The organism is Thiosulfatihalobacter marinus, assembly GCF_016019955.1.
Taxonomy (GTDB): domain Bacteria; phylum Pseudomonadota; class Alphaproteobacteria; order Rhodobacterales; family Rhodobacteraceae; genus Shimia; species Shimia marinus_A.
The window spans coordinates 274,610-287,459 of the sequence record NZ_JAECRZ010000003.1 but is presented as its reverse complement, the minus strand read 5'-3'; the positions used below and the strand labels follow the sequence as shown (position 1 = coordinate 287,459).

At 61.6% G+C, this 12,850-nt stretch carries 11 protein-coding genes; 10 read left to right on the top strand and 1 reads right to left on the bottom strand.

What is annotated here, in order from left to right:
- Nucleotides 1-3: 3 nt before the first annotated feature.
- A complete protein-coding gene (locus tag I3253_RS06685) occupies nt 4-1,032 on the top strand; it encodes an ABC transporter permease (RefSeq protein WP_197916861.1) in 1,029 nt (342 codons plus the stop codon).
- A complete protein-coding gene (locus I3253_RS06680; RefSeq protein WP_197916860.1) occupies nt 1,029-2,180 on the top strand; it encodes an ABC transporter permease in 1,152 nt (383 codons plus the stop codon). Before I3253_RS06685 ends, I3253_RS06680 begins: the two co-directional genes overlap by 4 nt.
- A gap of 298 nt (nt 2,181-2,478) precedes the next feature.
- Here the strand turns inward: I3253_RS06680 and I3253_RS06675 are convergent, their stop codons facing one another.
- Entirely contained in the window at nt 2,479-4,827 is a 2,349-nt protein-coding gene (locus tag I3253_RS06675; protein ID WP_197916859.1) for a mechanosensitive ion channel family protein, read from the bottom strand.
- Between the two features lie 226 nt (nt 4,828-5,053).
- On the opposite strand from I3253_RS06675, the gene I3253_RS06670 reads away from it, so the two are divergent.
- Genes I3253_RS06670 through I3253_RS06635 form a run of 8 tightly spaced genes read left to right on the top strand, consistent with a single transcriptional unit; the run spans nt 5,054 to nt 12,838 of the window.
- A complete protein-coding gene (locus I3253_RS06670) occupies nt 5,054-6,331 on the top strand; it encodes a nucleotide sugar dehydrogenase (protein WP_197916858.1) in 1,278 nt (425 codons plus the stop codon).
- 42 nt (nt 6,332-6,373) lie between these two features.
- Complete coding sequence (locus I3253_RS06665) at nt 6,374-7,579, top strand: glycosyltransferase family protein (RefSeq protein WP_197916963.1); 1,206 nt, start codon at nt 6,374-6,376, stop codon at nt 7,577-7,579.
- Nucleotides 7,576-8,829: a glycosyltransferase family 4 protein gene (locus I3253_RS06660; RefSeq protein WP_197916857.1), complete on the top strand. Its 1,254-nt coding sequence runs from the start codon at nt 7,576-7,578 to the stop codon at nt 8,827-8,829. Before I3253_RS06665 ends, I3253_RS06660 begins: the two co-directional genes overlap by 4 nt.
- Before the next feature lie 56 nt (nt 8,830-8,885).
- On the top strand, nt 8,886-9,890 hold the full coding sequence (locus tag I3253_RS06655) for a glycosyltransferase family 4 protein (protein ID WP_332262117.1): 1,005 nt from the start codon (nt 8,886-8,888) through the stop codon (nt 9,888-9,890).
- Nucleotides 9,887-10,474: a histidine phosphatase family protein gene (locus tag I3253_RS06650; RefSeq protein WP_197916855.1), complete on the top strand. Its 588-nt coding sequence runs from the start codon at nt 9,887-9,889 to the stop codon at nt 10,472-10,474. Before I3253_RS06655 ends, I3253_RS06650 begins: the two co-directional genes overlap by 4 nt.
- The gene (locus I3253_RS06645) at nt 10,471-11,613 is read left to right on the top strand and encodes a glycosyltransferase family protein (RefSeq protein ID WP_197916854.1); all 1,143 of its coding nucleotides are present in this window, start codon (nt 10,471-10,473) and stop codon (nt 11,611-11,613) included. The genes I3253_RS06650 and I3253_RS06645 overlap by 4 nt, the downstream gene beginning before the upstream one ends.
- Nucleotides 11,610-12,365 carry a polysaccharide deacetylase family protein gene (locus tag I3253_RS06640; protein WP_197916853.1) on the top strand — a complete coding sequence of 252 codons (756 nt, stop codon included), beginning with the start codon at nt 11,610-11,612 and terminating at the stop codon, nt 12,363-12,365. Before I3253_RS06645 ends, I3253_RS06640 begins: the two co-directional genes overlap by 4 nt.
- Nucleotides 12,362-12,838, top strand: coding sequence for a class I SAM-dependent methyltransferase (locus I3253_RS06635; RefSeq protein ID WP_197916852.1), 477 nt, complete (start codon nt 12,362-12,364; stop codon nt 12,836-12,838). Before I3253_RS06640 ends, I3253_RS06635 begins: the two co-directional genes overlap by 4 nt.
- Nucleotides 12,839-12,850: the final 12 nt, after the last annotated feature.

Below are 12,850 nucleotides of genomic sequence, written 5' to 3'. Positions count from 1 at the left end.
ATGATGGCCATACTGCGCTTTGCAGTCTTTCGACTTGTGACCATGCTGATCACCCTTTTGGTGGTGTCGGTGATGATCTTCATCATCATCAACCTGCCACCGGGCGACTACCTGTCCAACCAGATCAATGAATTGCGCGCCACCGGGCAGTCCTCGGGTATCGACAAGGCCGAGTTTTTGCGCCGCGAATACTCGCTCGATCAACCGCTGTGGAAACAATACATGATCTGGATGGGGTTTCTGCCCGGCCCCTACGGATTTGCCGGGATGATCCAGGGGGAGTTCGGCTGGTCTTTCGAATTCGACAAACCGGTTGCCGATCTGGTGGGCGGGGCGCTGTGGATGACTGTGCTGGTGAACCTTGCCGCCGTGCTGTTCATCTATGCCATCGCGCTCCCATTGGGCGTCATCGCGGCGGCCCGCTCCAAGACGTGGATCGATTATACCTCGGCCTTTGTCGGCTACCTCGGGCTTGCCACGCCCAACTTCCTGCTGGCGCTGATCCTGTTCTACTACGGCAACCGGTACCTGAATCTGCCTATCGGCGGGCTGATGGACCCGAAATTCGAAGGCGAGCCGATGACATTTGAAAAGATGAAATCGGTCCTGGTCCACCTGATCATTCCCACCTTCGTCATCGGGACATCCGGTGCCGCGGCCATGATGCAGCGCCTGCGCGCCAACCTGCTGGACGAATTGGGCAAACCCTATGTCGAAACCGCCCGCGCCAAGGGCATGAAAGAAAGCGCGATGCTGGTGAAATACCCGCTTCGCGTCGCGTTCAATCCCTTCGTGGCCGATATCGGCACGTTGCTGCCCTCGCTGGTATCCGGCTCGGTTCTGGTGTCGGTGGTGCTGGGCCTGCAAACCATCGGTCCCGTGCTTCTGACGGCGTTGAAATCGCAGGATCTGTTCCTGTCGGCTTTCGTGCTGATGTTCGTGGCCCTGCTTACCCTGATTGGAACACTCGTGTCGGATGTGCTGTTGGCATTGCTCGATCCCCGCATTCGCTTCGGAGGGCGTGAGAAATGACCACCTTGCCCGACGGACGGTATGTTGATGACACCCCCTATGAACGCGATACCGGTGCCGAGGTGCGCCACGCCGAGCTGGACATGTCCAACACCCGGCTTCTGTGGCTGCGTTTCAAACAGCACCGGCTGGGCCTGGTGGCGGGGCTGTTTCTTCTGTTCTCCTACCTGATCCTGCCCTTCGCCGGGTTCATCTCGCCCTACACACCCAACGAGCGGCTGGAGGATTATCTGTATCACCCGCCCCAGATGGTGCGGTTCTTTTACGACGGCAAATTCATCGGACCCTACGTTTATGAAACCACTGCCCAAATGAACCTGGAAGAGTTCGCCTGGGAATACGTGCCCGACACCGACAAGCCGGCCAGGCTGGAGTTTTTCTGCGAAGGCTCGGATTACCGCTTTGCCGGCCTGTTCAAGGCCAACACCCGCCTTTTCTGCGCCCCCGAGGGTGCCACCATTTTCCTGTGGGGGTCCGACAGGTTGGGCCGCGACGTGTTCAGCCGGATCTTCTACGGGGCGCAACTGTCGCTGACCGTCGGCCTTGTCGGTATCACCGTGTCTTTCGTGATTGGTATCGTACTTGGCTCCATCGCCGGGTATTTCGGCGGCTTCCTGGACTGGATCATCAACCGGGTGATCGAAATCCTGCGAAGCCTGCCCGAGTTGCCGCTCTGGCTCGCGCTTTCGGCCGCGGTGCCCTCGCATTGGGGGCCGGTCTCGGTGTTCTTCATCATCTCGATCATCCTGGGAATTCTCGACTGGCCAGGATTGGCCCGCGCGGTGCGAAGTAAATTCCTGTCCCTACGCGAAGAGGAATTCGTGCGCGCCGCCGAGATGATGGGCGCGAAACCCGGCCGCGTGATCAGAAAACACCTCCTGCCCAACTTCCTCAGCCACCTGATCGCGTCGGCCACCCTGTCGATCCCCGCGATGATCCTTGGGGAAACCGCGCTGTCATTCCTAGGCCTTGGCCTGCGCGCTCCGGCTGTCAGCTGGGGAGTCATGCTGAATGATGCGCAGAACCTGGCGTCGATCGAGATCTATCCCTGGACCGCCATCCCCATGCTGCCGATCATCGTGGTGGTTCTTGCCTTCAACTTCTTTGGTGACGGGCTGCGCGACGCGCTTGATCCGAACCGCAGCTGAGTTTCGCCTGAAAAAGAAACCAAGAGGGGGCGCTGCCCCCCTCCCGAGACAAGCTCGGGAGCCCCCCGGGATATTTATTGCCAAAAGAAGCCAAGGCCGCCCATGCTTCTTTTGGCTGAAAATATCCCGGGGGAGTCGCCGCTTGCGGCGGCGGGGGCTGGCCCCCGTTAACACGAGGGTCGTAGCGTTCACGCCAGGCGAAAAAAGGGTGCGGACCGACATGATGCGGACGCAATACCGACGCGATACCGACGCGCGAATATCTGCAAAACAGGGCCGTTAACCATCGAACCGCCTTTCAGCGGTCATCGCCGCCTTCGTCGCCTATCAGATCATCCTCGTCAATGGCGGCCTGCGCGGCCCCGGTGATGGCCTCGCGCTGTTGCTCGGACAGGTTTTCGGCGTTGCCATCCGCCAGGCGCACAGTGACTTCGCGATGGGCGAACTTGATGCCCTCACGTTCGAACAGGTCGCGGATATCCTGGAACACTTTCTTGCGAACCAACCACTGGTCGCCGGGTTTCGTCATGAATTTTACCCGGATGATCATGGCGCTGTCCTGCATCTCGACCACGCCCTGTGATTTCAATGGCTGAATGAAGTTGTGCCCGATGGTCGGATCGTCCAGAAGCTCGATCCCCAGCGTTTTGATCAGTTTGCGCACCTTCTCGACATCGGTGTCGTATGTCACCCGCAAAGGCAGTTTCATGATTACCCAATCCCTTGAATAGTTGGTCAGAAACTGGATTTCCCCAAAGGGGATCGTGTGCAGAGGCCCAAGGTGATGGCGCAGCTGGAACGAGCGGACCGATATCTTCTCGACGGTACCCTTGACGCTGCCGATATCGATGTATTCGCCTTTGCGGAAGGCGTCATCGAACAGGAAAAACGCGCCGGAAAAGATGTCGCGCACCAACGATTGCGCGCCGAACCCGATCGCCAGGCCAACAACACCCGCACCGGCAAAAAGCGGGCTGACGTTGACACCCAGCTCCATCAGCGCAATCAGGGCGATGGTCACAATGATCACCAGCAGGATCACGCTGCGGAACAGCGGCAGCAGGGTGGCCAGGCGGCTGGCGCTGTTGGCCCCGCCTTCGTCGCCCAGTTCGGCCTCGTCCAAGTCGTCGCCCTGTTCTTCTCGGATCTTGGTGTCGACCCAGATGCGGAAGGCATGAAAGATGATGTACCCGATGAAGATAATGACCGCGACATCCAGGAACCGGTCTGACGCCTGGTTGCCTGTCGCCATGATGCCTTGTGCCCCAAAGATGCGCAACGCGGCGTAAAGCCCCGCAACAACGGCGATGATTCCAGAAACCCGTCGCGCCAGATCTTCGAATGTGCTGATCTGGCGGTGATCCAGAAGCCGCTCGATCGTCCGCAGTTCTTCGGCTTGATCCGTTGAATTCCCATCGGATTCGGCGACCGAGTCGCGCAGCGCCTCGGCGGTTTCCGTCATGCTGCGCATCCCGCGTCGCCGCGCGAAATACCGCTCGATGGCGAAATTGATCGTGGCATAGACAACCGCGATCGATGTCAGAATGAAATAGGCTCCGGCAATCAACGGGATCGACGTGGGTTGCCCCAGCACTAGGTCAAATGCGATTTCAGCGGTGCCGTACAGTATGTAGAGGATGAAGACCGGGGCCCACAACACGCTGATCCATCTGGTCGGCGGGCTTACATTTTCCGGCGCCCGCCCATTTCGAAGCGCGCGCGAGATCGCCCGCTTGTTGACCAGAACCAGGGCGATGTTGGCCATTGCCAGCGCGATTGCCAGGGCCAGAGACATCAACGCGTAAACATCGTAGTTCAGCCCAAGTTCCTTAAGCCATTCGCCAAGAAACATGGAACAAATATCCAGTATCGCGATGGAAAAGGCCCAGTTGTGCAGACGTTTCGCATCTGGCGTCGAAAACGCCGGAATGCGGTATTGTTCCAGATAGGGAGACAGGATCATGCGCCAGGCCAGCGACACCACCCGGCACAGTGCGTAGGCGGCGTTTATCGTCACGATGGTAAAACGGATCGCTGTGTCCTCGGCCGGGCCATGCAGGATCAGCCACAGGACAAAGGCAATCAGCATCGAGCTTGCAGCGCCGACGACACCACCGACAAAGCGGTACACCAGAAAGGGCAGCTTCTCGGAATAGCCTTGGGGGGTGTCCTTGATCAACGGGACAATGAAGCGTCCTGCCAGCTTCGGCCCGTAGACATACCGTTCGAACGCCATGCCCACACCCAACAGAACCAGCATCCAGATCAGGGTGCGCACAAAGGCGGTAATGGTGCCGTCCGGGCTACTGGCGCGCAATATGTACAGCACTTCGTTGATCGCCGCGGGTAACGCCTCCAGCCGGTTGGCGAGCACCGCGCGAAAATCGTCAACCTTGGACTGCGCTTCCATCAACGCCGTTTTCTGTGCCTTGTCCTGCGCTGCCTGCCCTGGGGCGGCCGGCTTGGGTTCGACAGATGCGGGATTGCCTTCGGCATCAAGGATGATCACGCTCATCCCGGCCTCGGAGGCTTCCCGGATAATCCGCGCCATGGGATCGGCGGGCGCTGGATCATTCGTGGCTTGCGCCGCTGCAAATTGCAACGGAAGGAGGATCACTGTCAGCAGGGCAAGTGTAAAACGGCGCATCACGGTCATGAATCCCTGTCCAGGTTTCCCTCAGCACTACAGTGACTTTGCCAGACGGGCAAATCCAGATCGTCCCGGGAGGAACCTCTGTATCGGGTGCAATACACCTTGTCACCGGAGAGCGGCGCTGGAAAATTTCCCTTTGCACGTGACAATCCCTGCCAAGTTCTGTAGCGCACGAAGAGAGCCGGACAGACACCTATCCACTGTTGGGGCAGGGCAACCCATGGACAAAACGAAACACGACAGAATTGCCGTTTTGGGGCTGGGCTATGTGGGGCTGCCATTGACGCTGGCTCTGTCCCGCGCTGGTTTCGACGTAGTTGGCTTTGATACCGACAGCCAGCATGTGCAGGCGTTGCGCGACGGGCATGACACCAATGGCGAGGTGGTGCCCGAGTCGATCCAGGCCAGCCGGGCCAGATTCTCGGACAAGGCGCACGACCTGAGCGACGCCAGCGTTTACATTATTTCGGTCCCAACCCCGATCACCGATGCAAAAGCCCCGGATCTTGGTCCGGTGCGCTCGGCTTGCGCCACCATCGCGCCGCATTTGGCGAGCGGCGATCTGGTGATCCTGGAATCCACTGTCTATCCTGGTGTGACCGAAGAGGTTTGCGGGGCCGAACTGGAACGGGCGACCGGGTTGGCCATGTACCGGGATATCAAGCTGGCCTATTCGCCCGAACGGGTGAACCCGGGCGATGCCGAACATTCTCTGGAAAGTGTGATCAAGGTGATCGCAGCCCAGGATGACACGACGTTAGACCGGGTCGAGGCGATCTATGCGCCTGTTGTCACTGCGGGATTGTACCGAGCCAGTTCGATCAAGACGGCCGAAGCCGCCAAGGTGATCGAGAACACGCAACGCGATCTGAACATTGCGCTGGTCAATGAATTTGCCCTGATCTTCTCTCGTCTTGGTCTGGATACGCTGGAGGTGCTTGAAGCGGCAGGTACCAAGTGGAACTTTCTTCCGTTCCGCCCTGGCCTTGTCGGTGGGCATTGTATCGGGGTGGATCCCTACTATCTGACCTTTCGCGCCGAACAGCTTGGCTATCACCCCGAGGTCATTCTGGCCGGACGGCGGATCAATGATCACATGGGCCGTCACGTGGCGCAGGAACTGATCAAGGCGATGCTGGCGCGCAAGGAAAATCCGGTGCGCGCGCGTGTCTTGATCTTGGGCTTTGCGTTCAAGGAAAACTGCGCGGATACCCGCAACACGCGCGTGGCCGATATCGTGGACGAGCTACAAAGTTACTCTGCTCGGGTGGATGTCTGGGATCCGCATGTAAACGCGGAAGATGTGCAGCGCGAATACGGAATCGCGCCGGTGTCGGCACCCGATGCCGGGAGCTATGACGGCATCGTGATTGCTGTTGCACATTCCGATTTTATCCAAATGGGCAGCGAGGCAATTAGGGCACTCGGAAAACCCGAAGCTTTGCTTTACGATATCAAGGGGGTATTGCCCAAATCCGAGTCGGATTTGCGGTTGTAGATTTGCGTGATGCGGGGCGAAGATTTGTCTGAAGCGTATTCCATGGCCGTCAATGGCACCCTGGGCACATCGCCTCGGGTGCTGTTTTACAGCCATGACACCTATGGCCTTGGGCATCTGCGCCGGTCGCGCGCGCTTGCCAGTGCCATCACGCAGGCGGACGAGCGTATTTCGGCCCTGATCATGACCGGCTCGCCGGTCGCGGGGCGTTTTGTGTTCCCCGAAAGGGTAGACCATATCCGCCTTCCCGGCGTGACCAAGACGCCGGACGGCGATTACCGGTCCGAGCGGCTGGGCCTGCATATCGATGAAACAACCGCGCTCCGGGCCGGGCTGATCAAGGCTACGGTCGAGCATTTCGATCCGGACCTTCTGATTGTCGACAAGGAACCCACGGGGTTTCGTGGCGAGCTGCTGCCTGCACTGGACTGGCTGCGTCGCAAACGCAAGGCGCGTATCGTTCTTGGACTGCGCGACGTGTTGGACGATCCCGAGGTGTTGGCGGTGGAATGGGACCGCAAGGAGGCACTGAAGGCGGCGGAAACCTACTATGACGAAGCGTGGGTCTATGGCCTCCGGTCAATTTGTGACCCGACTGCCGGATTGAACCTTTCCGCGAGTTTCCGATCCCGCATGAAGTTCACCGGATATCTGCGGCGCGAAGAATTGCCGGACGGAGAAGCGCCTTTGGACCCCTATATCCTGGTCACACCGGGTGGTGGAGGTGACGGGGCGGGGATGGTCGATCTGGTGCTGTCCGCCTATGAGCGCGACCCCGGGCTGGGGCCGAACGCGCTTTTGGTTTATGGCCCCTTCCTGTCCGGCGCGCAGCGCGCCGAATTCGAGGAACGTGTGGCCCGCCTGAATGGCCGGGTCCAGGCCGTGGGTTTTGAAAGCCGGATGGAAAACCTGTTCGCGGGTGCACAGGGCATAGTTTGCATGGGCGGCTACAACACGTTCTGCGAAGTCCTGAGCTTTGACAAACCGGCGGTGATCGTGCCGCGCACGCGCCCGCGCATGGAACAATATATCCGCGCCAGCCAGGCCGAGGCGCTGGGTCTTGTGCGCGTGCTGGATCGGAACCGCGACGGTCTGACGACAGAATCCATGATTGCCGCCATTCGTGGCCTCGCAACACAGGCCAGGCCCTCTTCGGCCTTTGTGCCGGGGTTGCTGGATGGACTGGATTTTGTGTCGGGCCGGACGCAAACTCTGCTGGGGCTCGAGAAATCCCAAGGCGTTGCATGACTTCCACAACGCGCAAGCTGGCGGTGGTCGTCAAGGGCTGGCCCCGCCTGTCCGAGACGTTCATCGCCCAGGAACTGGTTGCGTTGGAAGAGGCGGGCCATGAGCTGGATCTGTGGTCTTTGCGGTTCCCGACCGACAAAAAGCGCCACCCGCTGCATGACCGGTTGAAGGCCCGGGTACGCTACCTGCCGGAATATCTGCACCAAGAGCCGGTCAGGGTGCTGCGCGCCGTGCTGCGCACCATGTTTCACAAGGGGTTCTGGCGCGCGGCCCGGTTGTGGATGCGCGATTTGCGCCGCGATCCAACCCGCAATCGCGTGCGCCGCTTTGGGCAGGCTTGTGTGATGGCTGCCGAAATGCCACGGGACACGGCGGCGATCTATGCCCATTTCCTGCACACCCCGGCATCCGTTGCCCGCTACACGGCCGTTATTCGCGGCACCCCCTGGGCGGTATCGGCCCATGCCAAGGACATCTGGACATCGCCCGAATGGGAAAAGCGCGAAAAGTTGCAGGATGCCACCCACGGCGCGCGGTTCCTGGCCACCTGTACCGGCGTCGGTGCGCGCCATCTGCAAGAACTGGCCGATCGGCCCGGGCGGGTAGAACTGATCTATCATGGGCTTGACCTGACGCGCTTTCCGGCCCCGCCGATAGCCCGCTCTGAAACTGATGTGATACGGTTTCTGTCCGTGGGGCGTCTTGTGGAAAAGAAGGGTTTTGACCGCCTTCTGGAGGCCTTTGCGCAGTTGCCCGCCGGCCTGGACTGGCGATGGGAGCATATCGGGGGCGGGGAGCTTGGCGATCAACTGCGTGCGCAGGCTGTCAAACTGGGAATTGACCGCAGGATCACGTGGCGCGGCGCCTGTGATCAGCCCGAGGTGATCGAGGCCATGCGGCGATCGGATGTTTTTGTTCTGCCCAGCCGGATTGCCGCCGATGGCGACCGTGACGGGCTGCCAAACGTATTGATGGAGGCCGCGTCGCAAAAGCTGTGCCTGTTGTCGACCCCGGTTTCCGCGATACCCGAGTTCATTACGGACGGGCAACATGGGGTGTTGTCCGGGGACGATCCTGCCGAAATTGCCGCCGCCCTGTCACGGCTTGCGCTGGATCCCGCGCTGCGCAGCCGTTTGGCCGAGGCCGCCTATGCCCGCCTGACGGCGGATTTCCTGATGCAGCCGGGCATTCGTCAACTGGATGCGCGCTTGCAACAGATGCAACGGAACCAGGGCGCATGGCGCGATTAGCTTTTTACGCAACGTTGAAGTCGCCCCGTCATCCGGTCCCCTCGGGCGAGCGTGAAATGGCCCGCAACCTGTTTCAGGCATTGGAGGGCCGGGGTCACGAAATCGCTCTTGTGTCCGAATTTCGCAGCCTGGAAAAGCGCGGCGATGCCAGGGCGCAGGCCGCGTTGATCAAGGACGCCACGCAAGAGGCCGGCAGGCTGATCGCCGCCGGAAACCTTGCTGCGTGGGTAACATATCACAGCTATTACAAGGCGCCCGACCTGATCGGACCAGCCGTGTGTGATGCGCTGAACCTGCCCTATCTGGCCATCGAGGCCACCCGCGCCTCCAAGCGGTTGGGTGGGCCATGGGACCGGTTCGAACACTATGCCGCCAGGGCATGTGATCGTGCGGATGTGCTGTTTCATGTGACCGCGCGCGATGCCGTGGCTTTGCGCCGGCATTTGCGTTCGGGCCAGAAATTGGTGCCTCTGGCGCCGTTCCTGGCGCGTACGGACTTACCGGAACAGGCAAGGCCCGATGGCCCGACGATCCTTCTGGTGGGTATGATGCGCGAAGGTGACAAGCTGGCATCCTATAAGATCGCGGCCCGCGTATTGCGCCGCCTGCCGCCTGGCAACTGGCAGGTGGAGATCGCCGGAGATGGCCCTGCCCGGCCACAGGTGCAGGCGGCAATGTCCCCTCTGGGCGACAGGGTCCGTTTTCTGGGGCAGCTGGATCGGGGCGGGCTTGATCTGGCGTATCGGCGAGCTTGTGCTTTTCTCTGGCCGGGCGTGAACGAAGCGTTCGGGATGGTCTATCTGGAGGCGCAGGCGGCCGGCGTGCCGGTTATCGCCGAAAACCGCGATGGGGTGCGCGACGTGGTCGCCCCGGATGGGCTTTGTCCGGTCGGAGATGAACAGGCCGTTGCCGACCGTTTGCAGGCGCTGTTGAATGATCCGGTCCACAGGGCCGCGCGTGTCCGCGCCGCGCGCGAGAGGATCGCCGCGCGGCACCTGCTGGGCGGCGCCCGCGACACGCTATGGAGCGCTCTGTCGCCATTGATACCGGAGGCCACATGATACGATTTGCCATGATGCGACACGGGCATACGGAATGGAACCGGGCTGGCCGGATACAGGGCCGCACGGATATTCCGCTGGATGATCAGGCCCGCGCCGATCTGGCGGGATTCTGCCTGCCGGAAGACTGGCGCCACGCCGATCTTCTGGCCAGCCCGCTGTCGCGCGCGCAGGAAACGGCCCGGATCGTGGCCGGCAGGGAGCCGGACACCGCACCGGAACTGATCGAGATGGACTGGGGCGATTGGGAAGGGATGAAGGGCGGCGATCTTCGCGCCGACCCCCTGTCCGGTTTCCGGGATATAGAACAGTGGGGCTGGGACTATCGGCCACCCAATGGGGAGAGCCCGGTCGATGTCTGGACCAGGCTGGAACCGTGGTTGTTTTCACTTAGCCGTGACACCGTTGCCGTGTGCCATATCGGCACGATGCGGATTGTTCTGGCGCGCGCAGCGGGGTGGAATTTCGATGGTCCCGCGCCGTTCCGGATCAAGCGCAACCGGCTGTTCGTGGTGGAAATATCGGATCAGGGTTTGCGCGTGGCAACCCCCGATATCCGGCGTTTGGACATGGTGGCACAATGAAGGTTCTGATCGCCGTCACCCATCTTCTGGGCGCCGGACATCTGTCGCGGGCCGCCACACTGGCACGGGCGTTTGCACAGGCCGGGCATGATGTGACGCTGGTATCGGGCGGGCGCGGCGCAGATCATCTGGACATGACCGGTTTCAGATTTGTGCAGGTTCCGCCATTGGCCTCGGACGGCACGAATTTCACACGCCTGCTTGACGAGGGTGGAAAGGAGGCGGACGCGCGCTATTTGCAAGATCGCTCCTCCCGGATGGTCGCGTGCTTGCAGGAGGTGGCGCCGGATGCCGTGATCACCGAGCTGTTTCCGTTTGGCCGCCGCGCTTTGGCGGGCGAATTCCTTGCCCTGCTCGGCGCGGCCCATGACCAGACGCCACGCCCGGTGGTTTTGTCGTCGATCCGCGATATTCTTGCGCCGCCCTCCAAACCGGCCAAGGCAGAGCGCACCCGCGAGATCCTGACCAGCCTTTATAACGGCGTTCTGGTTCATTCCGACCCGGCCATCACGCAGCTTGGGCAAAGCTGGCCGGTGGCCAAAGATGTTGCGCCCATGTTGCACTATACCGGCTATGTCGCCCCTCCTGCGGCAGACCTGCATCCGCTGGGGGCGGGGTGGGGCGAAGTGTTGGTCAGCGCAGGGGGCGGTTCGGTCGGGCAGGGGCTGTTTGAATGTGCTTTGGAGGCGGCGCGCCAGTCACCCTTGCCCTGGCGGTTGCTTGTTGGCGGGGGTGACAGGGTGGCGCGGGTTGCGGCGCTGAAAGAACGCGTAAAGGACCCGAAGATCACAATCGAAACAGTGCGGCCGGATTTCCGGCAGATGCTGACAGGCGCGGCGGCGTCGGTCAGCATGTGCGGCTACAATACCGCGCTGGACCTGTTGCAAACCGGATTGCCCTCGGTTCTGGTGCCGTTTGACGATGGCGGCGAGGTTGAACAGACGTTGCGCGCGCGGGCGCTGGCGCACCAGCCCGCGTTCGAGGTGCTGTCCACGGCAGAGATGACGCCCGCGTCCATGGCGCGCGCGGTCGCGAACGTCGTGGCCCAGGGGCGTCGAGACCCTGCCGGGCTGGCCGATGACGGGGCCGCCTGTTCGGTCGATATCACCCGGCGATTGGTTGCGGAGCGCCGCGCATGACCCCGGACTGGACACCGCTGCGGCGCGAGCTTGCCCAATGGCGAAAGTCCGGGCTGAGCTTGCCGATATGGTGGCGCGACGACGACGCAATCGCGCCGACGCCAGAGTTGGAACGGCTAGAAGCGCTGTCGCGCGACACCGGAGTTCCGGTGCATCTGGCGATCATTCCGCAAGGGGCGACAAGGGCCTTGGCCCGGGGTTTGTCGCCACGGTTCATTCCGGTCGTGCATGGCTGGGCGCATCATAATCACGCGCCACATGGGCAGAAGAAAGCCGAGTTCGCGGCAGGCCGCGCAGAGGCCGACCTCAGGGCGGATCTGATGGCGGCGATGGCGCGGATGCGCACGCTGTTCGGCGCCGCGCTGGCCCCGATGTTCGTACCGCCGTGGAACCGGCTTGGGCCAGGCGCGCTCCCGGTTGTCGGGTTGGCGGGGTTTGATGCCGTATCCACCTACTTGCCGCGCAAATCCCCGATGCCTGTGCCCGGTCTTGTGCAAATCAACACGCATATCGATCCGATTTTCTGGCGCGGCACGCGCGGTCTGGTGCCGCCCGACACGCTTGTCGCGCAAACCGTGTCCTTGTTGCGGGACCGCAGGCAGGGACGGGCCGACAGGGACGAACCGCTGGGGTATCTCACGCACCATCTTGTACATGACGCCGATATCTGGGAGTTCTCGCGCCAGTTCCTGACCGAGCTGGGCAATGGGCCGGTCGACCTGTATCGCCATGATGAAAAGGATTTGAAATGAGCCGTTTGGACAGCATGATGCGCCGCCTTGCCGCGCAACGCGACGGGTTGGAATGGGGCAAGGCGCGGGTTGACGGCATCGCCGGGGATTGCCTGGATATGGGGCTGGGCAACGGGCGCACCTATGATCACCTGCGCGAGATCGCCCCCGAACGTCGCATCTGGGTGATCGACCGGGCGCTGAATTGTCATCCGTCCTGCGTCCCGCCAGAACGCGATTATCTGGAAGGAGAGGCGGAAGACATGCTGCGCAAGCTGGCCGGAACAGGGGCCAAGGTGGTTTTGGGGCATTACGATTTCGGCTTTGGCGTCAAGGAGAAGGATGTCGCCGAAGCCGCGCGACTTTCGCCCCTGATCGCAGCCTGCATGGCGCCTGGCGGGGTGCTGGTCTCGGGCCAGCCTTTGGTGGGTTTCAAGCAGGTGCGCGGGCCGGAAACCGTGGCGCCGGACCGGTATTTCTTCTATCTGACCTGAGGGCAGGGCCGG